Annotated in this window: 25 protein-coding genes; 14 read left to right on the top strand and 11 right to left on the bottom strand. The window is 63.5% G+C overall.

All coding sequences use genetic code 11. The features are described 5' to 3' along the window. Window positions 1-3 precede the first annotated feature (3 nt). Window positions 4-1,314: a UDP-glucose dehydrogenase family protein gene (locus tag GGR38_RS00890; RefSeq protein WP_183621803.1), complete on the bottom strand. Its 1,311-nt coding sequence runs from the start codon at window positions 1,312-1,314 to the stop codon at window positions 4-6. Between the two features lie 44 nt (window positions 1,315-1,358). Then, window positions 1,359-2,156: a metallophosphoesterase family protein gene (locus tag GGR38_RS00885; RefSeq protein ID WP_246404158.1), complete on the bottom strand. Its 798-nt coding sequence runs from the start codon at window positions 2,154-2,156 to the stop codon at window positions 1,359-1,361. A gap of 253 nt (window positions 2,157-2,409) precedes the next feature. Here GGR38_RS00885 and GGR38_RS00880 point away from each other — a divergent pair, with 253 nt between their 5' ends. Beyond that, on the top strand, window positions 2,410-2,838 hold the full coding sequence (locus tag GGR38_RS00880; protein WP_183621799.1) for a VOC family protein: 429 nt from the start codon (window positions 2,410-2,412) through the stop codon (window positions 2,836-2,838). 19 nt (window positions 2,839-2,857) lie between these two features. On the opposite strand, the gene nhaA is transcribed toward GGR38_RS00880, so the two are convergent. Continuing rightward, a complete protein-coding gene (gene nhaA / locus GGR38_RS00875; protein ID WP_343058942.1) occupies window positions 2,858-4,042 on the bottom strand; it encodes a Na+/H+ antiporter NhaA in 1,185 nt (394 codons plus the stop codon). 88 nt (window positions 4,043-4,130) lie between these two features. On the opposite strand from nhaA, the gene GGR38_RS00870 reads away from it, so the two are divergent. The 5 genes from GGR38_RS00870 (at window position 4,131) to GGR38_RS00850 (ending at window position 10,379) form a co-directional block, all read left to right on the top strand. Next, entirely contained in the window at window positions 4,131-5,579 is a 1,449-nt protein-coding gene (locus GGR38_RS00870; RefSeq protein ID WP_183621797.1) for a glycosyl transferase family protein, read from the top strand. Continuing rightward, complete coding sequence (locus GGR38_RS00865; RefSeq protein ID WP_183621795.1) at window positions 5,579-6,862, top strand: hypothetical protein; 1,284 nt, start codon at window positions 5,579-5,581, stop codon at window positions 6,860-6,862. Before GGR38_RS00870 ends, GGR38_RS00865 begins: the two co-directional genes overlap by 1 nt. 69 nt (window positions 6,863-6,931) lie before the next feature. Then, window positions 6,932-7,843: a sulfite exporter TauE/SafE family protein gene (locus GGR38_RS00860; protein ID WP_183621793.1), complete on the top strand. Its 912-nt coding sequence runs from the start codon at window positions 6,932-6,934 to the stop codon at window positions 7,841-7,843. Beyond that, the gene (locus tag GGR38_RS00855; RefSeq protein ID WP_172341053.1) at window positions 7,840-8,592 is read left to right on the top strand and encodes a TIGR02186 family protein; all 753 of its coding nucleotides are present in this window, start codon (window positions 7,840-7,842) and stop codon (window positions 8,590-8,592) included. The genes GGR38_RS00860 and GGR38_RS00855 overlap by 4 nt, the downstream gene beginning before the upstream one ends. Window positions 8,593-8,684: 92 nt before the next feature. Further along, window positions 8,685-10,379, top strand: a complete 1,695-nt coding sequence (locus tag GGR38_RS00850) for an ATP-binding protein (RefSeq protein ID WP_246404157.1) — start codon at window positions 8,685-8,687, stop codon at window positions 10,377-10,379. Here GGR38_RS00850 and GGR38_RS00845 read toward each other — a convergent pair whose 3' ends face one another. From GGR38_RS00845 to GGR38_RS00835, 3 genes are read right to left on the bottom strand one after another with little or no spacing between them, the layout of a single operon-like run. After that, window positions 10,380-11,807 (bottom strand): MATE family efflux transporter, encoded by a 1,428-nt coding sequence (locus GGR38_RS00845; RefSeq protein WP_183621791.1) that lies wholly within the window; start codon window positions 11,805-11,807, stop codon window positions 10,380-10,382. It lies immediately after the preceding gene. After that, on the bottom strand, window positions 11,804-12,547 hold the full coding sequence (locus tag GGR38_RS00840; RefSeq protein WP_183621790.1) for a 7-carboxy-7-deazaguanine synthase QueE: 744 nt from the start codon (window positions 12,545-12,547) through the stop codon (window positions 11,804-11,806). Before GGR38_RS00840 ends, GGR38_RS00845 begins: the two co-directional genes overlap by 4 nt. Before the next feature lie 10 nt (window positions 12,548-12,557). Further along, complete coding sequence (locus GGR38_RS00835) at window positions 12,558-15,257, bottom strand: valine--tRNA ligase (protein WP_183621788.1); 2,700 nt, start codon at window positions 15,255-15,257, stop codon at window positions 12,558-12,560. 135 nt (window positions 15,258-15,392) lie between these two features. On the opposite strand from GGR38_RS00835, the gene GGR38_RS00830 reads away from it, so the two are divergent. The 4 genes from GGR38_RS00830 to GGR38_RS00815 are packed head-to-tail and all read left to right on the top strand — an operon-like array spanning window position 15,393 to window position 18,886. Next, complete coding sequence (locus GGR38_RS00830; RefSeq protein WP_183622327.1) at window positions 15,393-16,505, top strand: ABC transporter permease; 1,113 nt, start codon at window positions 15,393-15,395, stop codon at window positions 16,503-16,505. Beyond that, window positions 16,502-17,344 carry an ABC transporter ATP-binding protein gene (locus GGR38_RS00825; protein ID WP_183621781.1) on the top strand — a complete coding sequence of 281 codons (843 nt, stop codon included), beginning with the start codon at window positions 16,502-16,504 and terminating at the stop codon, window positions 17,342-17,344. The genes GGR38_RS00830 and GGR38_RS00825 overlap by 4 nt, the downstream gene beginning before the upstream one ends. A gap of 7 nt (window positions 17,345-17,351) precedes the next feature. Then, the gene (locus GGR38_RS00820; protein ID WP_183621776.1) at window positions 17,352-18,290 is read left to right on the top strand and encodes an MlaD family protein; all 939 of its coding nucleotides are present in this window, start codon (window positions 17,352-17,354) and stop codon (window positions 18,288-18,290) included. 17 nt (window positions 18,291-18,307) lie between these two features. Next, complete coding sequence (locus GGR38_RS00815) at window positions 18,308-18,886, top strand: ABC-type transport auxiliary lipoprotein family protein (protein ID WP_183621773.1); 579 nt, start codon at window positions 18,308-18,310, stop codon at window positions 18,884-18,886. 253 nt (window positions 18,887-19,139) lie between these two features. On the opposite strand, the gene GGR38_RS00810 is transcribed toward GGR38_RS00815, so the two are convergent. From GGR38_RS00810 to GGR38_RS00790, 5 genes are read right to left on the bottom strand one after another with little or no spacing between them, the layout of a single operon-like run. Next, window positions 19,140-19,835: an ATP12 family chaperone protein gene (locus GGR38_RS00810; RefSeq protein ID WP_183621771.1), complete on the bottom strand. Its 696-nt coding sequence runs from the start codon at window positions 19,833-19,835 to the stop codon at window positions 19,140-19,142. Beyond that, window positions 19,835-20,056, bottom strand: coding sequence for a hypothetical protein (locus GGR38_RS00805; protein ID WP_172341060.1), 222 nt, complete (start codon window positions 20,054-20,056; stop codon window positions 19,835-19,837). Before GGR38_RS00805 ends, GGR38_RS00810 begins: the two co-directional genes overlap by 1 nt. Continuing rightward, window positions 20,053-20,718 carry an HAD-IA family hydrolase gene (locus tag GGR38_RS00800; protein WP_183621769.1) on the bottom strand — a complete coding sequence of 222 codons (666 nt, stop codon included), beginning with the start codon at window positions 20,716-20,718 and terminating at the stop codon, window positions 20,053-20,055. The genes GGR38_RS00805 and GGR38_RS00800 overlap by 4 nt, the downstream gene beginning before the upstream one ends. Then, window positions 20,715-21,314, bottom strand: a complete 600-nt coding sequence (locus GGR38_RS00795) for an FMN-binding negative transcriptional regulator (protein WP_183621730.1) — start codon at window positions 21,312-21,314, stop codon at window positions 20,715-20,717. Before GGR38_RS00795 ends, GGR38_RS00800 begins: the two co-directional genes overlap by 4 nt. Further along, window positions 21,314-22,663, bottom strand: coding sequence for an RluA family pseudouridine synthase (locus tag GGR38_RS00790; protein WP_183621728.1), 1,350 nt, complete (start codon window positions 22,661-22,663; stop codon window positions 21,314-21,316). The genes GGR38_RS00795 and GGR38_RS00790 overlap by 1 nt, the downstream gene beginning before the upstream one ends. Window positions 22,664-22,982: 319 nt before the next feature. Here GGR38_RS00790 and rpsU point away from each other — a divergent pair, with 319 nt between their 5' ends. The 4 genes from rpsU (at window position 22,983) to gatA (ending at window position 25,881) form a co-directional block, all read left to right on the top strand. Then, window positions 22,983-23,189 carry a 30S ribosomal protein S21 gene (rpsU, locus tag GGR38_RS00785; protein ID WP_168603737.1) on the top strand — a complete coding sequence of 69 codons (207 nt, stop codon included), beginning with the start codon at window positions 22,983-22,985 and terminating at the stop codon, window positions 23,187-23,189. A gap of 229 nt (window positions 23,190-23,418) precedes the next feature. Then, window positions 23,419-23,958, top strand: a complete 540-nt coding sequence (locus GGR38_RS00780; RefSeq protein ID WP_172341064.1) for an FKBP-type peptidyl-prolyl cis-trans isomerase — start codon at window positions 23,419-23,421, stop codon at window positions 23,956-23,958. Window positions 23,959-24,097: 139 nt separating this feature from the next. After that, window positions 24,098-24,400, top strand: a complete 303-nt coding sequence (gatC, locus tag GGR38_RS00775) for an Asp-tRNA(Asn)/Glu-tRNA(Gln) amidotransferase subunit GatC (protein ID WP_168603735.1) — start codon at window positions 24,098-24,100, stop codon at window positions 24,398-24,400. Then, window positions 24,400-25,881 carry an Asp-tRNA(Asn)/Glu-tRNA(Gln) amidotransferase subunit GatA gene (gene gatA / locus GGR38_RS00770; RefSeq protein WP_183621726.1) on the top strand — a complete coding sequence of 494 codons (1,482 nt, stop codon included), beginning with the start codon at window positions 24,400-24,402 and terminating at the stop codon, window positions 25,879-25,881. The genes gatC and gatA overlap by 1 nt, the downstream gene beginning before the upstream one ends. The last annotated feature ends 1 nt before the right edge of the window (window position 25,882 follow it).

The following is a 25,882-nucleotide window of genomic DNA, read 5'->3' as shown; positions in this document are numbered from 1 at the left end:
TCCTTACGGTCGCCCGATGGAGGAATATTCGAAGCCCTTTGCGCGAGCGTCAGCGGGGTCGAAGACGTTGCGCAGGTCGATGAGGACGGGGGTGTTGAGCGCGCCCTTCAGCCGCTCCAGATCGATGGCGCGGAAGGCGTCCCATTCGGTTACGACCACGGCCACATCGGCCCCGGTCACCGCCTCAAAGGCGCCGCCCACCATCTTGACCTCGGGCATCAGGGGCGCTGCGGCCTCCATCCCTTCGGGGTCATAGGCCACCACATGCACGCCCGCGTCCATCAGCGTCTGGGCAATCGCGATCGAGGGCGCATCGCGCATGTCGTCGGTGTTGGGCTTGAACGTCAGGCCCAGCAGCGCTGCGGTCTTGCCGCGCGCTTCGGTCGGCCCGCCCAGCGCATCGACTACCTTGCGGCCCATCGCGCGCTTGCGGCTGTCATTGACCTTGACCACGGCCTCGACGATGCGGGTCGGGCTGTCATAATCCTCGGCGGTTTTGAGCAGCGCCAGCGTGTCCTTGGGGAAGCACGAGCCGCCGTAACCCGGCCCGGCGTGGAGGAATTTCGAACCGATGCGGTTGTCCATGCCGATGCCGCGCGCGACATCCTGCACATTGCCGCCCACCTTTTCGCACAGGTCCGCGATCTCGTTGATGAAGGTGATCTTGACCGCCAGAAACGCATTGGCGGCATATTTGATCATTTCGGAGGACCGGCGGCTGGTGAACAGGATCGGCGCCTTGTTGATGAACAGCGGGCGATAGACCTCGTTCATCACGCCTTTGGCCCATTCGTCCTCGACCCCCACGACGATGCGGTCGGGGCGCTTGAAATCGCCGATGGCCGCGCCCTCGCGCAGGAATTCCGGGTTCGAGGCCACGCCGAACTGCACCTTGGTGCCCGTCTCGGCGATGATGCGCTCGACCTCGTCGCCGGTGCCCACCGGCACGGTCGACTTGGTCACGATCACGGCGGGCGTCTTCAGATTCTCGCCCACTTCCTGTGCCACCGCATAGACATAGGACAGATCCGCATGGCCATCGCCGCGACGGCTGGGCGTGCCCACCGCGATGAAGATCGCCTGCGCGCCCTCGATCCCCTCGGCCAGGTTCGTCGTGAACGACAGCCGACCCGCCTTCACATTGCCCGACACCAGTTCGGCAAGACCCGGCTCGTAAATCGGCATGATGTTGTTGTTCAGCCGCTCGATCTTGCTCGGATCCTTGTCGATGCAAACCACATCGTGACCAAAATCGGCAAAGCACGCGCCTGACACAAGACCAACATAGCCCGAGCCAACCATTGCTATCTTCATATAAATCTACTCCTTTGGCGCTTTGCAGACTCGCCGGAATTCGTTCATTTTTCGAGACAAATGCTGATTTTGTCTTCGTTAACCATGGTGGAAAGCAGTACTTTCTCCTCGCCTTCCAGCACCAGCGCGGTCAGGCGGCCCGATTGATAGGCGCCTGTGTCGATGCCGATCCGGTTATGGCGGATTTCGGGCGCTTCGGTGATTGTGTGGCCATGGACAATCGTGCTGCCATGGACCTGCTCGCTCGACAGGAAGGGCTCGCGAATCCAGCGCAGATCGGCGGGCGTCTGGGCATCAAGGGCAACGCCGGGGCGGATGCCGGCATGGACAAAGGCGTAATCGCCAAGACGCAGGCTGGCCTCAAAGGTGCCAATGAAATCAATCCATTCCTGCGCAACAGCCTGCTGCATCAGGATCTGCAGCTCTTCCCACGAAGCGGCTGCATAGGTCTTTTCGTCGATCCCGAAGCTGAGCAGCGTTTCGCGCCCGCCATGCTGGACGAAATGGCGCAGCACCTCGACCCGCTCGAGCGATTCGAGCATCATCTCCTCGTGGTTGCCCATCAGGATATGCATCGCTTGACCCGCCGCGCGGCGTTCCTGTTGCCATTGCCGGGCCAGCGCCAGCACACCCAGACTGGCCGGGCCGCGATCGATCAGATCACCCAGCAGGATGACCGTGGTGCGGGCCGGGCCGCGTTTCTGGTCCTCGGCCTCGATGGCGCTCATCAGCGCCTCGAACAGATCGAGGCGTCCATGGATGTCGCCAATGGCAAAAACCCTTTCGCCATCGGGAATGCGCGGCGCGCTGGCCGAGGCGGTGCCTGCGAACAACTTGCGCAACGCTCCTAGCATAGTTTCATCTGCCCCAATTCCGTGAACCGTCTGGCCTTAAGGGGGGCACAGAATATGGTCAAGTTCAAGGGGCCACTCCAGAGAAATGGACGTGATCGGAATTTCCGTCTTGCTCACGCCGTCGTGTCGCGGCCATGGTGATGCGTGCCCCAATTCCCCGGTGGCGGGGCGCTATGTCATGCATATCATGCGATAACGTCAATTGAGACGGCATGACCGGCGATGAGTGGAGTTTTGATAAGTGACGAAATTTTTGCATACGATGATCCGCGTGACCGATCCGGACGCGACCATCGCCCTGTTCGGCCTGCTGGGCCTAAGCGAAACACGCCGCTTTTCCAGCGAGAAGGGCCGATTCACGCTGATCTATCTGGCCTGTCCCGGTCAGGATTACGAGGTCGAGCTGACCTATAACTGGCCCGCCGAGGATGGCAGCGCCGAGACCTATACCGGTGGGCGCAATTTCGGCCATCTGGCGTTTCAGGTCGAGGATATTTACGCCACCTGTCAGACGCTGGCCGATGCGGGCGTGACGATCAACCGTCCGCCGCGCGATGGCCACATGGCCTTTGTTAAAACGCCCGATGGCATCAGCATCGAATTGCTGCAAAATGGCCGTCTGGAGCCTGCCGAGCCTTGGGCGTCCATGCCCAACATCGGCAGTTGGTAAAAGCGCGAGCCGGGGCGTTTCAGCCGCTCCGGCCCAACTTGTTATGGCCCAGCCGCAGCAGCATCGCGCCGATGGCGCCCGAGATCAGCGATCCGGCCAGAATGCCCATCCTTATCGCATTTTCCCGCGCCGGATCGGGCGCAAAGGCCAGAGTGCTGATAAACATGCTCATGGTAAAGCCGATGCCCGCCAATTGCCCCGCGCCCAGCGCCTGAAGCCAGCTCACTCCTTCGGGTCTGCGGGCAAAGCCTGAGGCCTCGGCCAGCCACATCGCCCCCAACACGCCAATCGGCTTGCCCAGCACCAGCCCCGCGCCGATCGCCAGCGGCAGCGTCATGTCGGCCGCCCCGCCGCCCAGCCAAACCCCAGCATTGACCAGCCCGAACAGCGGCACGATGACCAGCCCGCTCCATGGCGTCAGTGCATGTTCGAGGCGGAGCAGGGGGCTGTCATGGCGCTCGTTCAGCGCGATGGGCACCGTCAGCGCGGCCAGCACCCCGGCCACGGTGGCATGAACCCCTGAATGCAGAACGCACCACCACAGCGCCACTGCCATCAGGCCATAGGGCCAGACCCGGTTGCACCCCATTCGATTGAGCGCGATGCCGACGCCCAGCACGCCCGCGCCCGCACCCAGCCATGCCGTATCGACATGCGCGGTATAGCCCAGCGCGATCACGATCACGGCGCCTATGTCATCCACCACCGCTACGGTCAGCAGGAACAGCCGCAAGGACCGTGGCACGCATCGGCCCAGCAGCGCGATCACCCCCATCGCAAAGGCAATGTCGGTGGCCGAGGGAATTGCCCATCCGCGTTGCAGGTCTGGGCGGTGGCGCGCCACGATCAGATAGATCGCTGCAGGCACCGCCATGCCCGCCAGCGCCGCCAGCACCGGCAACCGCCTTTGTCGCGCATCGGCCAGATTGCCGATCAGCACCTCGCGTTTCACCTCCAGCCCCACGGTGAAGAAGAACGCCACCATTACCCCATTGCCTATCAGATCGCGCAAAGATGCGAGATGGGACATGTCCGGGCCGAATAGCGGGCTATCAAGCATTTCTGCCCATGCTGAGGACAGCGGCGAATTACTTATCACAATGGCGACCAAGGCCGAGAGTGCGAGTAAAAGCCCGGAGAGAACTTCCTGATTGCGCGCAAAGATTTGGACAAAACTGCGTGTTTTAATGAAAAATAGCGTCACTTGCCCCTCGTGTCGAGAATTGGCATTGCTTCAATAAGTGATTCTTACTACTCGTGTAACCGTAAGAGCCAACAGGGGGGTCTCGTTGATGTCCTTTGCCGCGTCGGGTGGCTGGACCTTAGTTGAGTGGCTGCTGTTGATCGAGCGGGAATTGCTGCTCTTTGCGCTCTTCTGGTTTGTGATCGGTATGGTCGATGAATTGGTGGTTGATGCCATCTGGTTCTGCCTGCGCCTCAGACCGGGTTTTTGTATACCACATCTCTCGCGCGATGTATCGCAAGGCCGTCTTGGCGGGCGCATTGCCGTGTTTGTCGCCTGCTGGCACGAGGCTGATGTCATTGGTGTCACGGTTGCCAATATGCTGCGCAACTGGAAAGAAGGCGAATATATTCTTTATATTGGATGCTATTGCAACGATCCGGCGACGGTGGCGGCAATAACCGCCATCGGCGGCAGCGATCCACGCCTGCGCATCGTCATCCATGACAAATTCGGCCCCACCACCAAGGCCGACTGCCTGAACCGCATTTACAAGGCGATGTGCGCGGATGAGCAAAGGCTGGGGCAGCGCTTCAAGGGCATCGTGCTGCATGACAGCGAGGATATGGTCCATCCGCTTGAACTGATGCTGATCGATCGGGCGCTCTCGGATGTGGAATTTGTGCAATTGCCGGTCCGCCCCGAAATTCCCGAAGGGCCCCATTGGGTGGCGGGCCATTATTGCGATGAATTTGCCGAGGCTCATGCGCGTGCCATGGTGGTGCGTGATGCGCTGGGCGCCGGATTGCCTGCGGCCGGGGTCAGTTGCGGCTTCTCGCGAGACATGCTCGAACTGATCGGCGAAGTGCGCATGATGGAGGCGGCCGATGGTCCCTTCGCCGCCGATTGCCTGACCGAGGATTATGAACTGGGGATGCTGATCCCGCGCCTTGGCGGGCGGGGCTGCTTTCTGCGTTGCCGCGATGCCGATGGCAATCTGATCGGCACGCGCTCCTATTTCCCCAATACGGTGCCCACTTCCGTCCGGCAAAAGACCCGCTGGATGCATGGGATCTGTCTTCAGGGCTGGGACCGTCTGGGGTGGAACGGGCAGCTGGTTGATATCTGGATGTCGATTCGCGACCGGCGGGGCCCGCTCATCGCGCTGGTGCTGTTTGCCGCCTATGTTCTGCTGGTGGTCGAAGGCCTGTTGAGTGTGGCGCGGCTCTGGCTGGGCGATGATATGCCGCAATTGGCCCAACCGCCCGTCTATCTGCGCTATGGCGTCAATTTGTGCGTGCTGGGCCTGATCTGGCGCTCCTTCATGCGCGCCTTGTTCACCGGACGCGAATATGGCTGGCGCGAGGGGCTGCTGGCGCCGTTGCGTCTGCCGGTGGCCAATGTGGTGATGATTCTGGCGGCACGTCGGGCGCTTTGGGCCTATTGCCGCAGCCTTGGCGGCGCGCGCCTGGTCTGGGACAAGACCGAGCATGTGGTGCACCCCGCGTTGACGGCTTCGGCGGGCGCGCCGTCCGGCCCGATGGAAAATGCCGTCTGATGCTGCGGGCTGATGCCTTGCCGGACCGGTTTCGCCGGCCCAGAAAGCGCGGCGAGCCGCTGGTGATGTTCATGGTCGTGCTGATGATCTGGATGGGCGGGCGCTCGGCGATGTGGGAGGAATTGTCGATGGCGGTTCATCCGGGCGATCCGGGGAATGCATTGGCCGCCCCGCCGCGCATCATGCCGGGGAAATGGCAAAATGTCCGCCGCGCTTCCCTGATCGCGGGGGCCCAGCCTGTTTTGCTCGATCCCCCTCGGCATGATGAGGCGGCCCATCATCGGGCTTTGCCGACGGCGGCGGCTTTGTCGCCGATGCCGATGGCCCCGATCCATCCTTTACCGCTGTCTGTGGTTGATCCCCTGACCGGTTTGGGCAGGGCGGGGGTACGAACCGCTGTGACGCAACAGGTGCTCTATCTGGCGGCCATCGCCGGTCTGCCTTTGCCGGTGGGCATGGAGGCCAAGCCGCCGCGCCGCCGCAGGCTTGAGGTGGGGCGCGACGGCATGGGCAATGTGACCTCCGTGCTGGCCGTAACGCATGATGACGAGGCGCGCGCGCTGGTGGTCGCCCGCCAGAACCCGCAGTTTTCAGGAGGTCGGCAAAGCGTTGCGGAAAGTCGCTGGTCGGGCGATGGCTGGCTGCTGATGCGTCAGGGGGGCAACAATCACGAGCTGGCCGGGGGCAGCGCTCCCTATGGGCCGACCTATGGTGCAAACCAGGTCGGGGCGGTCTTGCGCTATCGCCTGATCCCGGGCGAGGCGCATAAGTTGACCGCCTATACGCGCGGCTATGGTGCGCTCAACGGCACGGGTGAGCGCGAGGTGGCTGCGGGTCTTTCGCTGCGCCCCGTTCCCGCAGTGCCTGTGATCGCCATGGCCGAAATGCGCGCCAGCCAGTTTCAGTCGGGCCGCACCCACGTCCGCCCGGCGGTCAGTCTGGTCACCGAAATTCCGCCCGTTTTACTGGGGCGACAGATCGAGGCTGAGACTTATGTTCAGGCCGGCTACGTGGGCGGTGCTGCCTCAACCCCTTTTATTGATGGCCAGATCCGGGTGGAGCAGGTGGTCGCCCATGTCGAGCGGGCGGAATTGCGCGTGGGCCTTGGCGCCTGGGGCGGCGCGCAGGAAGGGGCAAACCGTCTGGATGTCGGCCCGACCCTGCGTCTCGGGATGCGTCAGGGTCGGGTGGGCGCGCGCCTTGCCATCGATTATCGCCTGCGGGTGCGGGGCAATGCCATGCCCAGTTCAGGACCGGCGCTTACGCTGTCCGCAGGTTTTTGACGCCGGAATGGGGGTATAGGTCGGGCGGGGCTTTCCCGCGCTTCGATCAGTCGCTAGCGTGGCGTTGCTATGGATGTCTATCTTCCCATTGCCAATCTGTCGGTCAACGGCCTGATTATCGTCGGGCTAGGGCTGCTCACGGGCATGTTGTCGGGCATATTTGGCGTGGGCGGCGGGTTTTTGACCACGCCGCTGCTGATCTTCTATGGCATTCCCCCAACGGTTGCGGCGGCCTCGGCGGCCAGCCAGGTGACGGGCGCCAGCGTGTCGGGCATGTTGGCCCATCATCAGCGCGGGGGGGTGGATTACCGCATGGGCGTCGTGCTGGTGCTGGGCGGGGTGCTGGGCACGGGTCTGGGCGCGCTGCTTTTCAGCCTGCTTCAGGCGCTGGGCCAGATCGATACGGTCATCAACCTGCTCTATGTCTCGATGCTGGGCGGGATCGGCGCGATGATGGCGCGCGAGAGCATTCAGACCCTGCGCGCAGGGAGCAGCGGCGCGCGTCCTGCGCGCAAACGTCGCCATCATCCGCTGGTGGCGCGTTTGCCGGGGCGGTGGCGGTTCTATCGTTCGGGGCTTTATATCTCGCCGCTGGCGCCTTTGCTGCTGGGCATGTTTACCGGCATTCTGACCATGCTGATGGGGATCGGCGGCGGTTTCGTACTGGTTCCGGCCATGCTCTATATTCTGGGCATGAGCGCGCAGGTGGTGGTGGGCACCAGCCTGTTTCAGATCCTGTTCGTGACCATGGCCACCACGATGATGCATGCGCTGACCACGCGGGCGGTGGATATTGTGCTGGCAGGGCTGCTGCTGATCGGGTCGGTGTCGGGGGCGCAATTGGGCGCGCGCTTTGCCACCACGGCCAGCCCGGTCAAGCTGCGTCTTGCGCTGGCGGCCATCGTGCTGGCGGTGGCGGCGCGCATGGCGCTGGGGCTGACATGGCGGCCTGACGAGATCTTTACGGTGAGCCTGCTGTGAAGCGCCTGCTGGCCCTGCTCGCTTTTTTCCTGCTGACCGGAGCCAGCGAGCCGGTGCTGGTCACCGATATTTCGCAGCATCGCATCGAATTGCGTCAGGGCTTTACCGGGGCGCAATTGCTGCTGTTCGGCGCGATCACCTCGCCCGAAGGCGCCAATGCGGTGCGCGATTACGATGTGGTGGTGGTGCTCGAAGGGCCCGCGCGCCAGATGGTCCTGCGCGAAAAGCGCAAGGTGGCGGGCATGTGGGTCAACGCCGAATATACCACGCTGCGTTCGGTGCCCAGTTTCTATGCCGTGGTGGCCAATCGACCGATCCGGCAAATCACCGACCCGCGCACGGCGGCCATTTACCAGTTGGGCCTCGATTCGCTGCAACTGTCGCCCAGCGACAGCATCGACCCCGCGCGCGAAACCCATTTCGCCAAGGGCCTTGTCGATCTGATGCAGCGGCAGGGCTTGTTTCATCAGGACGATTCGGGCGTAACCATCAATGGCGGGGTGCTTTATTCCGCCCGCATCGACCTGCCCTCCAGTGTGCAGCCCGGCGTCTATACTGCCGAGACCTTTGCGGTGCGCAAGGGGCGGGTGGTGGCATCGGCGACCGCGCGGGTGGAGGTGGGCAAGCAGGGTTTTGAAAAAGCCGTCGCCGATTTTTCGCAAAGAGCGGCGCTCGCCTATGGCTTGATGGCGGTGGCGGTTTCGGTGGTGATGGGCTGGATCGCGGGGCGGCTTTTTGCGCTCTTCTGAGTTGGGCGAAAATTAAGCCTAATATTAACCTCTCCGGTCCTATCTCTTGCTGCAATGACAGGGGTTCGCATCTCGAAAAAGGGCGGATTGGCATGAATGACATGGCCAATCCGGGCTATAGCGCCGTCTATGAGGCGCAAGGCACAGACCGGGCGGGGCTGGGCGGGCATGATGCCGTGTCCAATGCGTCCCAACCGATGGGTGTGGTTCTGGAAATTTCCGGCGCGGGCGGGCTGATCGCGCTCGATCTGCAGCGTCTGGCCGAATGCGGCGCGGATGTTGATCCGTCCATCGCGCAATCAGGTCTTGTCGGCAGCCAGATCCGCATCATGGCCGGTTCGAACTGCCTGCTGGCCAGTATCCGTGATCAGAAGCAGGGGCGGCGGGCCGATGAGGGCATCATCGCCACGGTCGATTTTCTGGGCGAGGGGGCGGTCGATCCGCAAACCGGCGCGCTGACCAGCTTTCGGCGCGGGGTGACTCAATATCCTCTGCCTGGCGCGCTGGCCTATCCGGCCGGCACCGGCGATCTGCGCCGGATCTATTCGGGCGATGGGCGCGCGGTGGTGAATGTCGGCAAGGTTCATCCCACCACGACGATCCGCGCCAGCCTCTATATCGATTCGCTGTTGGGTAAGCATTTCGCTTTGCTGGGCTCGACCGGCACGGGCAAGTCGACCGCGCTGGCGCTGATCCTGCATCGGATCTGTGAACTGGCACCTCAGGGCCATATTCTGATGATCGACCCGCATGGCGAATATGCCAGCGCCTTTCGGCATACGGGGCTGATCCTTGACGTGTCGAACCTGCAATTGCCCTATTGGCTGATGAATTTCGAGGAGCATTGCGAGATCCTCCTGTCGAGTCAGGGCGATAACCGGCAGGTCGATGCCGAGATCCTTGGCAAATGCCTGCTGGCGGCGCGGCAGAAGAACCGTCTGGCCGAAGCGCTGGGCGGGCGGATCACGGTGGATTCGCCGGTGCCCTATCTGATCAGCGATCTTCAGGCGATTTTGCATAATGAGATGGGCAAGCTGGAAAAGGCGACCACCACCGCGCCCTATGTCCGGCTGAAAAGCCGCATCGACGAATTGCGGGGCGATCCGCGGTTCAACTTCCTGTTTTCTGGCATGCTGGTGGGCGACACGATGGTGGACGTGCTCTCGCGCATGTTCCGCTTGCCTTCGGCGGGACAGCCGATTGCGATCATCGACGTGTCGGGCGTGCCCTCGGAGGTGACCTCGACGGTGGTGGCGCTGCTCTCGCGGCTGGTGTTCGATTTCTCGATCTGGGCGCGCGAGGAGGATACCCGCCCCATCCTGCTGGTGTGCGAGGAAGCACATCGCTATGTGCCCAATGAGAAGAATGCCGATGGCTCTTCGGTGGGCCGCATCCTGTCGCGCATCGCCAAGGAGGGGCGCAAATATGGCGTCTCGCTGGGCCTTGTGACCCAGCGGCCCTCCGACCTTGCCGAGGGCGTGCTGAGCCAGTGCGGCACGATCCTGTCGATGCGGTTGAACAACGAGCGCGATCAGGCCTTCGTGCGCGCGGCCATGCCTGAGGGCGCGCGCGGCTTTCTCGATTCGATCCCGGCCTTGCGCAACCGCGAATGCATCATCTGCGGTGAGGGCGTGGCGATCCCGATGCGCGTATCCTTTGACGATCTGGAGGAAGCCAAGCGGCCCGCCTCCTCCGATCCGTCTTTCAGCCAGCTATGGCGCCAGAGCGGCGACGATCACCAGATGGTGATGCGCACCGTCCAGCGCTGGCGCACCCAAGGGCGCTGATCAGCGGGCCTTGGGCGTCACCTTGCGCCAGTTTCCGCGCAGATAGATTGCGCTGGTCATCGCCACGGCCACCACCGCGCTGAACGGATAGGCATACCACAAAGCCTCGGCCCCAAGGTAGGGGAAGGCCGCGAAGTAAAAGCCGACACGCGCCGGATACATCGCCACAAACATGATGACGAGCGGGATGATCACCGCGCCATAGGCCCGCATCGTGCCGGTCAGGATCATCATGATGCCAAACAGCACGAAGGAAACGCTCACGATCGGCTGCATATGCTGAGCGATGGGAATCGAGGGGCTGCCGGGCACAAGGAACATCCGCAAGAGCGGCGCATCGAAGATCACGATCAGCACCGCCAGCGTTACCGTCACGCTCTCATTCACGATCAGCCCGCGCATGGTGATCTTGCTGACCCGCTTGTGCAGCCCTGCGCCTACGTTCTGCGCCACCATGGCCGAAACCGCGCTGGCAATGGCAAAGGCGGGCATTTGCAGATAGTTCCACAATTGCATCGAGGCGCCGTAAGCCGCCGCCGTCGCCACGCCTTCGCGGTTGACCAGGCCGACCATCACCAGACCCGCCGAGGAGACGAGCAGCATCTGCGCACCCATCGGCAATCCCTTGGCGATGATGAAGCGCAACTCATCCTCGCGCGGGCGCAGATAGGCCCATTCGCCCCCGCGCAGCCGCAAAGGCAGATCGCGCGCATAGATCCAGCCCAGCATCAGCGCCGCCCCGGCGAAATTGGCCGCCGCCGTGGACCATGCCGAACCCGAAATCCCCATCGCCGGGATCGGGCCAAAGCCGCGGATCAGCAGCGGGTTCATCGTGATGTCGATCAGCACAGTCAGGATCATCGCGAAAAGCGGCACCTTGGCATCGCCCACGCCCCGCATCCCCATCGAGAGCATGATCGAGATCGACCCAAACGGCATGGTGATGAACACCACGCGCAGATAGTCGAGCGCCTCGATCCGGCTTGCCTCGGGCGTGGCCATCAGGTGGAGCAATTTGGGCGCCAGCACCGATCCGATGATGCCGATCAGCACCGAGAGCGCCACGCAAAATCCCATGCCCGAGCCGAAAGTCACCCGCGCGCTGTCCATATCGCGCGCGCCGAAAGATTGCCCCACGCGCACGGTCGTGGCCATGCCAAAGCCGAACACCGTGGCCATCATCAGGAACATGATGATGTTGACATTGGCCGTGGCCGCCAGCGCGCTTTCCCCGATCAGCTTGCCCACCCAGATCGAGTTGACCGTGCCGTTGAGCGTTTGCAACAGGTTGGAAAGCAACGTGGGAATCGAAAACAGCAACAGCGTTTTCAGGATCGGCCCCTGCGTCAGATCGCCCCGCATCGGGGTGGCATGGCCATGGGGGCGCGCATCGGAAGGCGGCGCTTCTTCGGTGACAAATTCGCTCATGTGCCTCTGGTGTCGCCGGAAAGATGAATATGCAAGCGGTCTGTCATCGCATAGCCGCGCTGCAGACAAAGATCAGCAATCCATACCATTCGCGCGCGCAGAGTTTCCGGGTCGCGCCCCTCGGACATCAGGAAGATGCGCTCGGCAGGCAGGTCATGCTCGGCCGCCAGCGCGGCGACCTCTTCGACATCATCCGGGGTGGCGACGACGAATTTGAAGAAGGCTTTGGGATATTGGGCAAAAAAGCGCAAAGCCTCGGGCCGGATGGCCAGATCGCGCGGGTTGCCGGAATGGCTCAGCTTGGGGCTGACATTATATTGCCCCACCCGCGCGGCCAGCGCTTCGGAAGGGACGACCGAGCCATTCGTCTCGATCTCGACCTGATAATCGCCCAGCGCAAAAAGATGATCGAGCATCCGCACAAGGGCCGGGGCCTGAAGCAGAGGCTCGCCCCCGGTGATGACGAGTCGGCTTTGGCCAAAGGCGTGAATCGCCTCGGCAACCGCCGCTTCTTCCCAGACCAGCTGATTGTCGGCCCGGTCAAAGGCGATCCCGTCCTTGTGGGGCCGGTTGTCGCCCTCAAAGCGCCAAGTGTAGGCCGTATCGCACCACGTACACGCCAGATTGCAGCGCGACAGGCGCAGGAAGACGCAGGGGCGCCCGATGGACGCCCCTTCACCTTGCAAGGCTGCAAAGATTTCCGGTTTGCCCGGAGTGATCGTTGCGAGTGCCAGAGTCATCGGGCCAGCATTATCCCAAACGCGCCAGCGCGGCGGCAAGGCGCGTGGCCTCGGCGCTGTGATGGGCATGGTCGGCGCGGGCCTTGTCGATGGCCTCGGGCTTGGCCTTTTCAACAAAGGCCGGGTTCGACAGGCGCTTGGCGAGCGAATCGCGCTCCTTTTCGCTCGCGGCCAAGGCCTTGGCCAGCCGCGCCTTTTCCGCCGCCACGTCGATCAGCCCTTCGAGCGGAACGATGATATTGGCGTCGCCTGCGCCCACCTGCATCGCCGCGCCCGCAGGCGCCGGGGCAAAGTGGATCGCATCCAGACGGGCCAGACGGTCAATCGCCACCGGGTTGCGGGTGATGATGCCGCGCGTGGCTTCGCTCGGATCGGGCAGATAGGCGGTAAGGCGCGAGCCGGGCGCAAGACCCAGTTCCACCTTGGCCCCGCGCAGATTGCCGATCAGCGCGATCAGCCATTCGACCTCGCGCTTGGCCTCGGCGTCCACCTGCGCGGCCGGGGCGGGCCATGCCGCCACGATCAACTCTCCATCGCGCGCGCCCAGCTTGCTCCACAGTTCCTCGGTGACGAAGGGCATGAAGGGGTGGAGCATGACCAGAATCTGATCCAGCACCCAACCGGCCACCGCCTTGGTTTCCTCATCGAACGAACCCTTGATCAGCTCGATGTACCAGTCGCAGAAGCTGTTCCACACGAACTGATAGATCGCGCTGGCCGCCGCATCAAAGCGCAGGTCTTCCATCGCCTTGTCAAGCGCGGCAACGGTTTCGACCACCTCGCCGATGATCCACTTGTTGACCGCGCTAGTGGCTTGCGGAGCGGCCACCGAGGTGGACGCCGTGATGCCGTTCGACTGACAGAAACGCGCGGCATTCCAGAGCTTGGTCGCAAAGTTGCGATAACCCTCGACGCGCTTTTCATCCATCTTCACATCGCGGCCCTGCGATTCCATCGCCGCCATGAAGAAGCGCAGAGCATCCGCGCCATACTGGTCGATCAGGCCCAGCGGATCGACGACATTGCCCTTGGACTTGGACATTTTCGCGCCATCGGCCGCGCGCACCAGCCCGTGCAGATAGAGCTTCTTCCACGGCACTTCCTTCATGAAGTGCATGCCCTGCATCGCCATGCGCGCATCCCAGAAGAACAGGATGTCAAAGCCCGACACCAGCAGATCGTTAGGATAGTGCTTTTTCAGCAGCGGCGCGTCCTCATCGGGCCAGCCCAGTGTGGCAAAGGGCCACAGCGCCGAGGAGAACCACGTGTCGAGCACGTCGGAATCGCGGGTCAGCGCCTTGTTGCCTGCCAGAGCCTGCGCCTCTTCCTCGGTTTCCGCGACGAAGATTTCGCCATCCTCGGCATACCACGCCGGAATGCGATGGCCCCACCAGAGCTGACGCGACACGCACCAGGGCTGGATGTTTTCCATCCAGTTGAAGAAGGTCTTTTCCCAGCTCTTGGGCACGATCTCGATGGCGCCGCTGCGCACCGCCTCAATCGGCTTTTGCGCCAGCACGGCGGCATTCACGTACCACTGATCGGTCAGCCAGGGTTCGATCACCACGCCGCCGCGGTCGCCATAAGGCGTCTGGATCACGCGAGGTTCGGCATCATGCTCGACCTCTTCGCCTTCCTTGTTTTTGGTGACATGCGGCACCAGCAGGCCCTCGGCCTTGAGCCGCGCCACAACCGCCTTGCGCGCGTCAAAGCGCTCCAGCCCTAAGAACTCGGCCGGGATCAGCCCATCGGCCACCTGCACCACATTGGCGTCGGCATCGAGCATGTTGAGCATCTGGTTCGCGGCGATCCCCGCGCGCTTGCCGACCTCAAAGTCGTTGAAGTCATGGCCCGGCGTGATCTTGACCGCGCCCGTGCCCAGCGCCGGATCGGCATGTTCATCGGCCACAATCGGGATCAGACGGCCCGTGATCGGCAGCTTGACGAATTTGCCGATGACGGAATTGTAGCGCTCGTCATCGGGGTGAACCGCCACGGCCATATCGGCCAGCATGGTCTCCGGCCGCGTGGTGGCCACCACGATATGATCGCGCCCATCAGCCAGCGTCACGCCGTCTGCCAGCGGATAGCGGAACTTCCAGAAATTGCCCTGAACCTCGCGCGTTTCCACCTCAAGGTCGGAAATCGCGGTCTTGAGCTTGGGGTCCCAGTTGACCAGACGCTTGTCGCGATAGATCAGCCCCTGATTATAGAGGTCGACAAAGACCTTCACCACCGCGCGGGTGAAATGCGGGTCCATCGTGAACTGTTCGCGGCTCCAGTCCATCGAACAGCCCAGACGGCGCAACTGGCCGGTGATGGTGCCGCCGCTCTCGGCTTTCCATTCCCAGACCTTTTCGATGAAACCTTCGCGTGTGTAATTTGTGCGCTTGTCCTGACGCGCCTCCATCTGGCGCTCGACCACCATCTGGGTTGCAATGCCGGCATGGTCCGTACCCACCACCCAGAGCGCATCCTTGCCGCGCAGACGCTCGTAACGGATGACGATGTCCTGAAGCGTATTGTCCAGTGCATGGCCGATATGCAGCGACCCCGTCACGTTTGGCGGCGGGTTGACGATGGTAAAGGGCGCCGCATCGGGGCGCTCGGGGCGGAACAGATTGTTCGCCTCCCAATGGCCATACCACTTGGCTTCGATCCCGGCCGGATCAAAGGTCTTGTCGAGCATATTGGCGGTTTCTTGCGTCATGTCATTTCCAGCTATTTGGCAGCGGCCTTTGCCAGCAAGGCCCCCCTTTCGCAAGTGCGCACCGGGTAAACCCGTACTTAGGGGGCGAAACCACCTCTTGCGAGGGGCATGATTTTCGCCCACAAGGTTGATTACATGGCGCCCGATTGCGAATTCTTGTTGGCCACGGATGCCGATGGCAAGTCCACACTGACCCTGTCAGGCGTGCTGACGATTGCCAGTGTCGGCACACTCGATCATGCGATGCGCCGCGAAAACCCGCAATTCAGCGATCTCGACATTGCCGGGCTCGAAGAACTCGATACCGCCGGGGCGTGGCTGGTGTGGCGCCTTGCGCGCGATGCCGGCGCGCAGGTGGTGGGCGCCAGTGAAAAGGCCGAGCGCCTGATGTCGGCGGTCAAATGTTGCAGCGGCGATGCGCCGATTGCGCCGCCCCGCGCGCCGCCTCTGTTCCGAATCGTGGAGACGGTCGGACTGGTGATGATCGGCCTGTGGCGCGGTTCGGGCGCGATCCTGAGCTTCCTTGGCGCGTTGATTTCCGCGCTGGGCAATGTGATCCGCCATCCTTCGCGCATCCGCTGGACGGCCTTGGTGCGCCAGACCGAACTGGTCGGCGTCGATGCGCTGGCGATTGTCGGGCTGATGAGCTTCCTTGTCGGCGTGGTGATCGCCCAGCAGGGCGCGGTCCAGCTTCAGCAATTTGGCGCCGAGATTTACACGGTCAATCTGACGGGTCGCATTTCCCTGCGCGAGTTGGGCGTGCTGATGACCGCGATCATGGTCGCGGGCCGTTCGGGCAGCGCCTTTGCCGCGCAGATCGGCACGATGAAGCTGACCGAGGAAATCGATGCGATGCGCACCATCGGGGTCTCTCCGATGGAGGCGCTGGTGCTGCCCCGCGTGATGGCGGCGGTGGTGATGATGCCTCTGCTGGGGCTTTATTCGGCGCTGATCGCCATTGTCGGGGGCGCCACGATCAGCGCCTTCACGCTCGACATTCCCTTTTTCAACTTCCTTGCGCGGGTACAGGAGGTGGTGCCGCTGATCGACCTGTGGGTGGGCCTGATCAAGGGGCCGGTGTTTGGCCTGATCGTGGCCATGACGGGTTGCTATCAGGGCATGCAGGTCAAGGGCAGCAGTGAGGAAGTGGGCCTGCGCACGACCCAGGCGGTGGTACAGGCGATCTTTGCGGTGATCGTGATCGACGCCTTCTTTGCCGTGTTCTTTTCCGAGGTGGGCTGGATATGAGCGAGGCACCCTCCGATCTGGCGATCCGCATCGAGGATCTGGAAAACCGCTTTGGCGATCATGCCGTGCATGAAGGGCTCAACCTTGATGTGCGCCGGGGCGAGATCATCGGCGTTGTGGGCGGATCGGGCACGGGCAAATCGGTGCTGATGCGCTCGGTCATCGGGCTTCAGACGCCCAGCCACGGGCGGATCGAGGTGCTGGGCCGTGAAATGGGCGCCCCGCGCGCGCCCGGCGAGGCCGACATCCGCAGCCGCTGGGGCGTGCTGTTTCAGGGCGGGGCGTTGTTCTCCACGCTGACCGTGGCGGAAAATGTCGAGGTGCCGCTGAAAGAATTCTACCCCGACATGGACCCCGAACTGCGCCACGAGATTGCGCGTTATAAGGTCAGCCTGACGGGATTGCCCGATAATGCGGCGGCGAAATATCCTTCCGAACTGTCGGGCGGCATGAAGAAGCGCGCAGGGCTGGCGCGCGCGCTGGCGCTCGACCCGGAACTGCTGTTTCTGGACGAGCCGACGGCGGGCCTCGACCCCATCGGCGCGGCCGCGTTTGACAGCCTGACGCGCGAATTGCACGAGACGCTGGGGTTGACGGTGTTCCTCATCACCCACGACCTCGATACGCTGCACGAGATTTGCGACCGCGTGGCCGTGCTGGCCGACAAGCGCGTGATCGCGGTAGGTACGATCCCCGAGCTGATGGCCAGCGACCATCCGTGGATCCATGAATATTTCGGCGGGCCGCGCGGCCGCTCGGCGCTCATGTCGCGCGGGGGCGAGCAAACCCATGTGGCCAAAGACGATGGGCTGGACAGCCCCAATCCGGCAAAGGCATAGTAGAGCGATGGAAACACGCGCCAATCATATCTGGGTAGGGGCGGTAACGCTGATCTTGCTGGCCATGGCGGCGGGCTTTGCGCTGTGGCTGGCGCATCTCTCGCGCCATGAACGCAAGCCCTATGATATCTATTTCCGCCAGTCAGTCGATGGTTTGGCCAAGGGGACGCAGGTCAATTACAAGGGCGTGCCCGCAGGCCAGATCACCGAGATCGAACTGTCGCCCGAAGACCCCAGCGTGGTGCGTGTGCGCATCGCCATCAGCCGCGAAATCCCTGTTCTGCAAGGCACGACGGCCACCATTCAGGGCAGCTTTACCGGCGTTTCCAATGTCCAATTGGCGGGCGGCAAGCCCGGTCAGCCGCCGATCACCGCCATTGGCCCCGATGGCGCGCCGGTGATCCCGACCAAATTGTCGGGCCTTGGCGATCTGCTCTCCAGCGCGCCGCAATTGCTCGAACGCATTGGCACGCTGACCGACAAGCTGTCCAATCTGCTGTCGGACAAGAACCAGAAGAATATCGAGGGCATTCTGGCCAACACCAATCGGATGACCGCCAATCTGGCCGATGCCTCGCCCCAGTTGAAGCAGGTGGTGACCGACCTTGACGCTGCGCTGGTGCAGGCCAAGGATTCGATGGCCGAGTTCCAAAAGCTGACCGCCACTTTCAATGGCCAGCTTGACGGCAATGGCAATACGGTGGTTGCCCAGTTGAACCAGACGCTGCGTTCGGCGCAGGGCGCGGCCGATGCGCTCAAATCCACGCTGGGTCAGACCGACCCGGCGATCCGCCGCGTGCGCGAGGAAACGTTGCCGCAGGCCGAGGGCGCGGTGCGCGAATTGCGTGCGGCGAGCCGGGCCCTGCGCGAACTGACCGAAAAGATCGATAATCAGGGCGCCGCCGCCGCGCTCTCGCCACCCAAGCTGCCGGAGTATCACCCATGAAGAGGCGCGTATCATCCATGAAGAAGCGCGCTGTTGTGATCGCGGTGTTGCTGCTGGGCGGCTGCGTCAAGGTGGGCGAGGGGGGCAAGCCGCCGCGTCAGCTCTTCACTCTGCCGCCGGTGGCCGCCCCCGCCGGAGCGTTGGTTACGGCCACGCCCATCACCACTCTGGCCGTGTCCGAACCGGATACCGAGCGCGCGCTTGGTTTGACCCGGATCGCGGTGCGGGTCAATGACAGCTCGATTGCCTATATGAAGGAAGGTCTGTGGAGCGAGCGCCCCGCGCGCCTGCTGCGCAACCATATCGCCGAGGTGATCCGGGCGCGCGGCATTCGCCTCGTGCTGATCGATAGCGAAGATGGCGCGCAGGCCGGGCAGCACCTTGGCGGGCGTCTGATCTTCATGGGCTATGACGACCGCACCCGCTCGGCCGTGATCCGCTATGACGCGCTGCTGACCAAGCTGGACGGCACGCTGGCCCAGCGCCGGTTCGAGGCGGTGGAAAAGGGCGTTGCGCCCAAGCCGGAAGCTGTGGCCGAGGCATTGGGGCGGATGTCGGACAAGTTGGCGGCGGAGGTTGCCGATTGGGTTGGGTGAGGGGGCGTTAAGATGCCTCCGGCGGGCAAAGGGCGGGGGCCCTTTGCAATCCCACTATGGGGTTGCGTTTAGTTCGCCAAGGCGCGTTGCATGCCATGTTTGTAAAGCCTGCGGCGCGGCGAAATGGCGCTGATGGGCGCCGCAGGCTTTAAATATCGGCTTCCCCTTCGCGTGAGGGTGCCCCCATCCCGCAACATCGACAGTATCGGGATTGCAAAGGGACAAGTCCCTTTGCCCGCCGGAGGCCAATTCTTTAGCCCCGCACCATCCCAACAAACTCCGCCGACAAAGCAAAGGCCTTCGTCCGCTTCTCGCGGCGCTCTTCGGCCTCCCAGTCGCGGCCCCAGAGGTCGGCCTGCCATTCTTCCTCAAGGCTGGCGGCGGCCCAGAGCGCGGCGATATCGGCTCCCGGTTCCAGGGCTTCCAGAGCGATCAGCAGTGATGCCGCCAGACTGGACATGTTACGCAGCGCCGCCAGCGTAAAGGCATCCGCGCTTTCCAGCCGGGCGCGCAGAACAGCGAGGCTTTCCGCAGGTTGGGGCTTGTGCATGATCCCGCTTACGCGCTGCATCCGGATGCCCAGCCGGGCCTCGACGGCGCACAGGATCGGCTCCCACACCTCGTTCTGGCGCTCAAACAGCGCGTCTTCCGGATCGGCACGATAGCACAGCGTGTCGGTTTCGGCATAGGGCAGCAGCGAAGCGATGGCCTCGGCCCGGTCGCGCCCGACCACGTCCAGCGCATAATCGGCCATATCGCGCAGGATAAAACTGGTGGGGTCGATCTCTTCCCCTTGCGCCGCCCATTCGGCAGCCAGCGCCTCGGCCAGAGCCTTGGTCGGCACCTTTTGCGGCTGTCCGCCCACCGTCCGAATCGCGCGCCCGTCCAGCGTCACCTGCCAGACGTTTTCTTGCCCGGCGACCGATACTTCCTTGTAAAACCGCTTCATTACGCCCCGTCTTGCTTCTTCCAGCGCTTCACCAACCGGCTGGGAAAGATCAGCGCGTAATAGATCCCGCCCAGCAGGACCAGCAGGCCGACCAGACGCGGCAGGTCAACCTTGCCCGCCATGATCGCCGCGCCCACCATCGCCACCAGCACGCCGACAAAGCGCACCACGTTCAACCGCTTGAACCGCGCCTTGGCCAGCATTTCCGCGTCCATGCTCATCCCAGTAACTCCCGCAAGTGCTCCGGATCGCGCGCGACCGCATCGGCGCCCGCGGCCATCAATTGCGCCACGCTGTGGTATCCCCATGCCACGCCCAGCGCACGCACGCCCGCGCTGCGCGCCATGGCCATGTCAAAGCTGGTGTCGCCGATCATCACGCTGTCCTGCGGCATGGCGGCGGCTTCAAACAGGGCGGCTTCCAGCATGGCGGGATGGGGCTTGGACGGATGGCGGTCGGCGGTCTGCAGCGAGACGAAATGATCGGACAGGCCGTGCATCGCCAGACAATGCGTCAGCCCGCGATCACTTTTGCCCGTGGCCACTGCCATCGCCCAGCCATCGCTGCGCAACCCGTCGAGCAGCCCCCGGATGCCGTCATACAAAGGCTCGCCGATCCGCCCCTGATCGCGCGCGCTGCGATAGGCGTATTTATATTCCTCGACCAGCGCGGCCTGTTGCTCTGTCTCAAGATCGGGGCGCAGGCGACGCATGGCCACCGGCAGGCTGAGCCCGACGATCTGGCGCACCGCCTCGCGCGAGGGGGGCGTCAGGCTCTGGGCGCGGAAAGCGTCGACCATCGCGGCCTGAATGTCATGCTGGCCATCGACCAGCGTGCCATCGCAATCGAACACGGCCAGTCGGGTCGCAATAGGCTGTGTCATACCAGACCCCGCATGATCGCCGCCATCGCATGGCTCCCGGCTTCTTCCAGCCCGGCGGCGACCTGTTCGCGCAGCTGCGGGCTCTTGTTCTGCGAGAGTTTGAAGGTCGGGCGCCATGCCTGCACCTCCATCTCAAAGCCGACAATCGCGCCCATCAGCTTGTCGATATAGGCCGGATCGGATTTCTCCATCGTCCATGCGGGCGGCGGCAATTTGGCCTCCTCCTGCGCGGACAGGGCCTCCAACAGGCCATATAGCCCGTCGCGGTCCATCCGGCGCACCGGCCCCTCCATTTCAAGTGCGACATAGTTCCATGTCGGCACCTGATTGGGATCGTCACCGTACCAACGAGGCGAGACATAGGCGTCCGGCCCATTGACCACCGCCAGCGCCACCATGCCGTCCATATGACGCGCGAGCGCATTGCCGCGCGCCAGATGGAACTGCACCGCGCCATCGCCGGTCGAAACCAGCGGCACATGCGCCACGCGCGGCCCATCGGGCGTGGTGGCAAAGATCATGGCAAAGCCGATCCCGCCGATCAGCCGTTCAAACAGCGCGCGGTCGCCCTGACGAAAGGCGGGATTGGGATGCATTAACGCTGACCTCGCGGTGCGGGCGGCCTCCCGGTGGAACGGCCTGCGGGCTTACCGGCGGGCTTGCCAGCAGGTTTGCCGACGGGACGCGGGCCGGTGGGCTTGGCGCTGGGCTTGCTGCCCAGACCTTTTTTCGGGCCGGATTTGCGCGGGGCTTCGGTACGGGCGCCGGGGCCTTTGCGCGAATCGCTCTTGCGGGCATCGGGGCGGCGCGAATCGCCCTTGTGCGAATCGTTGCGCGTGCGGCCCGTATCGGCGCGACCGCGGCGTTCGCCCTTGCGCTCCTTGCGGTAGTCCTTGGCATGGGCCTTGGCCGCTGTCTTCTTTTCCTCGCGCGACATATCGCGGCTGGGATCGGGGATATATTCGCCCTCGGATTCCTCAAAACCCAATTGCGCAAGGCTGGCCGCCATATGATCGGGCAGGGGCGCCTCGACATCCAGCGGCGTGCCATCGGGATGCTCGATAATCAGGCGGCGGGCATGCAGGTGCAGCTTGCGGCTGATGCTGCCCGAAAGGAACGCGTCCGGGCCGCCATATTTGCCATCGCCCACAATCGGGTGGCCGATCGCGGCCATATGCACGCGCAACTGATGGGTGCGCCCCGTCAGCGGTTGCAGCTCGACCCAGCAGCAGCGATTGCCCGCGCGGTCGATCACGCGATACCGGCTTTTGGAGGGCTGGCCCTGTTCGGATTGATCGACCATCATCTTTTCGCCGCCCGAACCGGGCTGCTTGGCCAAAGGCAGGTCGATCAGCCCTTCGTCGATGGATGGCACACCAACCACCAGCGCCCAATAGACTTTCTTGGCCGTGCGCCCGGAAAAGCGCTTGGAGAAGAAAGCCGCGCTGCCCGGCGTGGCGGCGACCAGCAGCACGCCCGACGTGTCCTTGTCCAAACGGTGGACAAGGCGCGGGCGGGGGCCGCCATTGGCATAGGCGTCGAGCAGGCCGTCGACATGCTCGAACGTGCCGCTGCCGCCCTGAGTGGCCAGACCGGGGGGCTTGTTGATGACGATGGCGCTGGGGTCGCGGTGCAGCACGATGGAATCGGCCAGTTCGAGCTGCGCTTCGGTCAAAGGCTTGCGGGCGCGCACGCCTTTTCCGCCGCCGATCCCCACGATGCTGTCGCCGGGCGGCACGCGCAGGGTCTGGCCCTTGGCCACGCGGTCTTCGGGGGCGGCGCGCTTGCCGTCGATGCGGATCTGGCCGGTGCGGGCCCAGCGGCTGATCGTGGCAAAGCCGATCTGGGGCAGGTGGCGCTTGAACCAGCGGTCCAGACGAATGCCGTCGTCATCGCGACCGACGACAAATTGGCGGACCTGATTGGAAGATGTTTCATGACTCATAGGCCGCCCCCTAGCTTATGGCGGGGCTTGCGTATAGTCCGGGGGCGCCTTGGCGGCGCGGGCCTGTTCCATAAAATGCGGGCAGGGGTGTTGTCATCCTGCTGTTTATAGGCTTTAGAGCCGCCGCGCGCCTTGGTTGGCGAGTCACGTTTCGGTCGATGGCAGCTTGCCTTTGGCCCGCGACTCTGCTAGCGGGCCGCAAATCCAGCCGACCCCTCAGGGATTCGGCGCAAGATTCGTTGAAATCCCTTGGGTGAACCCCCGCTCGATCGAGACTGGGTGGGGCTCTGGCCGACAGATATTTGAGGTGGTTCTTTTTATGCAGATTCTCGTCCGCGAAAACAATGTCGATCAGGCCCTGCGCGCTCTCAAGAAGAAGTTGCAGCGCGAGGGGGTGTACCGCGAGATGAAGCTGCGTCGCCACTATGAAAAGCCCTCGGAAAAGCGTGCTCGCGAAAAGGCCGCCGCTGTGCGTCGCGCCCGTAAGCTGGAGCGCAAGCGCGCCGAGCGTGACGGCGCCAAGTAAGGCGTCTTTCGGTCTTCACTGACCGAATCAAAAAGCCCGCTGGCCCGGCTGTCTGAAAAGATGGCCATGGTCGGCGGGCTTTTTGCTGTGCGCTGTCCGGGCGTTCTTCGGCAAATTCGTGGTCTTTAAGACCTGTGTTGCGCTTGCACAGACCATGGCGCGGCTGTAGGGAGGCGGCCAAGTGTTTGGGCCGTATCCGGCCATTGATCGCATAGGACAGGATTGCACCATGACCGAGATCACCCGCGTTCCCCTTCAGCCGTTGAGCAAGGGTTCGGTTTCGAAAATCTGGCTTGGCACGCTGGTGGCCGTGCTGGTGGGCGGGACCGTTGCCGTGGCCGCGCGGCCGCCGCTGGTGGGCGTCAAGACGCTCAAGGCCGGCGAAGGCCCCAATCCGACCGTGGCCGATCTGGTGATGGTCAATTATGTCGGCAAGCTGGATAATGGCACCGTGTTCGACCAGAACAAGAATGTCGTGATGCAGATGCAGGGCACGATCCCCGGTTTCGCCAAGGCGCTGGCTCAGACGCAGCGCGGCGGCAAGTATCTGGTCAAGATCCCGGCCAAGCTGGCCTATGGCGACAAGGGCGCGGGGCCGATCCCGGCCAATTCGAACCTGACGTTCGAGCTGGAAGTGATCGATTTCCGCAACCGCGCCGAGCTGGAAATGCAGCAGCGCATGATGGAACGCATGTCGCGCGCGCAGGGCGGTGCTCCGGGTGCGGAAGCTCCGGCCGCAGAGGCTCCGGCGGTTCCGGGCGCTCAGTAAAGCGCCTTGCTTGAAGCGCCGCATAGGCGGTGCTAGCGTTTGAATAAGCGCGAGGGGCGGGTGCCACAGGTGGCAGGCTGCCCCTCGCTTTGTTATGGGCCGGATGATCCGGCCCGGTTTTAACGGCAAAGGTTGTTGCATGTCGGTCGATACCGCCACAGTGGCCCGGATCGCCAGTCTTGCCCGCATCAAGGTGAGCGAAGGCGAGTTGGAAGCGATGGTTCCTGAACTCAATGGCATCCTCAATTGGGTGGAACAATTGGGCGAGGTGAATGTCGAAGGGGTTGAGCCGATGACGGCCGTGATCCCCAATACGCTGCGCCTGCGCGCGGATGTGGTGAATGCCGATCCGTTGACGGGCGGCGGCATTCGCGATGCGGTGCTGGCCAATGCGCCCGCTGCCGAGCATGGATTTTTCGGCGTGCCCAAGGTGATTGAATAATGACTGGTTTGACCGATCTGGGCCTGATCGCGATCCGCGATGGTGTGGCCAAGGGCGAATTCACCGCTGTTGAAGTGGCGCAGGCATTCAACGCCGCCGTGGCCGATGCGCAGGAGGCGTTGAACGCCTTTATCGTGACCACGCCCGAGGCGGCGCTGAGCGCGGCCGCAAAGGTCGATGCCGACCGCTCGGCGGGCAAGGAACTTGGCAAGCTGGCGGGCGTGCCCATCGGCATGAAGGACCTGTTCGCCACCAAGGGCGTGCAGACTTCGGCGGCGTCGAAGATTCTCGAAGGCTTTACGCCGCAGTATGAATCGACCGTTTCGCAAAAGCTGTGGGACGCGGGCGCGGGCATGTTGGGCAAGCTTAACCTTGACCAGTTCGCGATGGGTTCGAGCAATGAGAGCAGCGCCTTTGGCCCCGCGATCAGCCCCTGGCGCCGCAAGGGCGACACGGCGGCGCTGACGGCGGGCGGTTCTTCGGGCGGCTCCTCGGCGGCGGTGGCGGCCCGGCTGTGCCCGGCGGCGACCGGCACCGACACCGGCGGCTCGATCCGTCAGCCTGCGGCCTTCACCGGCATTTCGGGTATCAAGCCGACCTATGGCCGCTGCTCGCGCTGGGGCATCGTGGCGTTTGCCTCGTCGCTCGATCAGGCCGGGCCGATGGCGCATGATGTGGCCGATTGTGCGCTGATGCTTGAAGCGATGGCCGGGTTCGATCCCAAGGATGCGACCTCGCTGGACATGCCGGTTCCTGATTGGTCGGCTCTGCTGAACGCGGATCTGAAGGTCAAGAAGGTGGGTATTCCGCGCGAATATCGCATCGAGGGCCTGAACGCCGATGTGGCGAAGGCTTGGGATGATGGCATCGCATGGCTCAAGGATGCCGGGGCCGAGGTGGTGGACATCTCGTTGCCGCATTCCAAATATGCGCTGGCCACCTATTACATCATCGCGCCTGCCGAGGCTTCCTCGAACCTCGCGCGTTATGATGGTGTGCGTTACGGTCTGCGCGATCTGCCCGATGGTGCGAACCTGCAGGACATGTATGCCGCCACCCGCGCCGCCGGTTTCGGGGCCGAGGTCAAGCGCCGCATCCTGATCGGCACCTATGTGCTCTCGGCCGGTTTCTATGACGCCTATTACACGCAGGCGCAGAAGGTCCGCACGCTGATCTCGCGCGATTTTGAAGAAGCCTTCAAGCAATGCGACGTGATCCTTGCGCCGACCGCGCCGACGCCTGCCTTCGCGCTGGGCGAAAAGAGCAATCCGCTCGATCTCTATCTGGGCGACGTGTTCTCGGTGCCGGCTTCGCTGGCGGGCCTGCCCGCGATGAGCGTGCCTGCGGGCCTGTCCTCGGACGGTCTGCCGCTGGGGCTTCAGATCATTGGGCGGCCTTTTGATGAACAGGGCGTGCTGAACGCGGGCCTTGCCATCGAACAGAGGGCGCAGTTCTCGGCCAAGCCGGAAAAGTGGTGGTAAG

Origin of the sequence: Novosphingobium sediminicola (assembly GCF_014196525.1) — a bacterium.
GTDB classification, from domain to species: Bacteria; Pseudomonadota; Alphaproteobacteria; order Sphingomonadales; family Sphingomonadaceae; genus Novosphingobium; species Novosphingobium sediminicola.
This window is presented reverse-complemented; position numbering and strand designations above follow the sequence as displayed.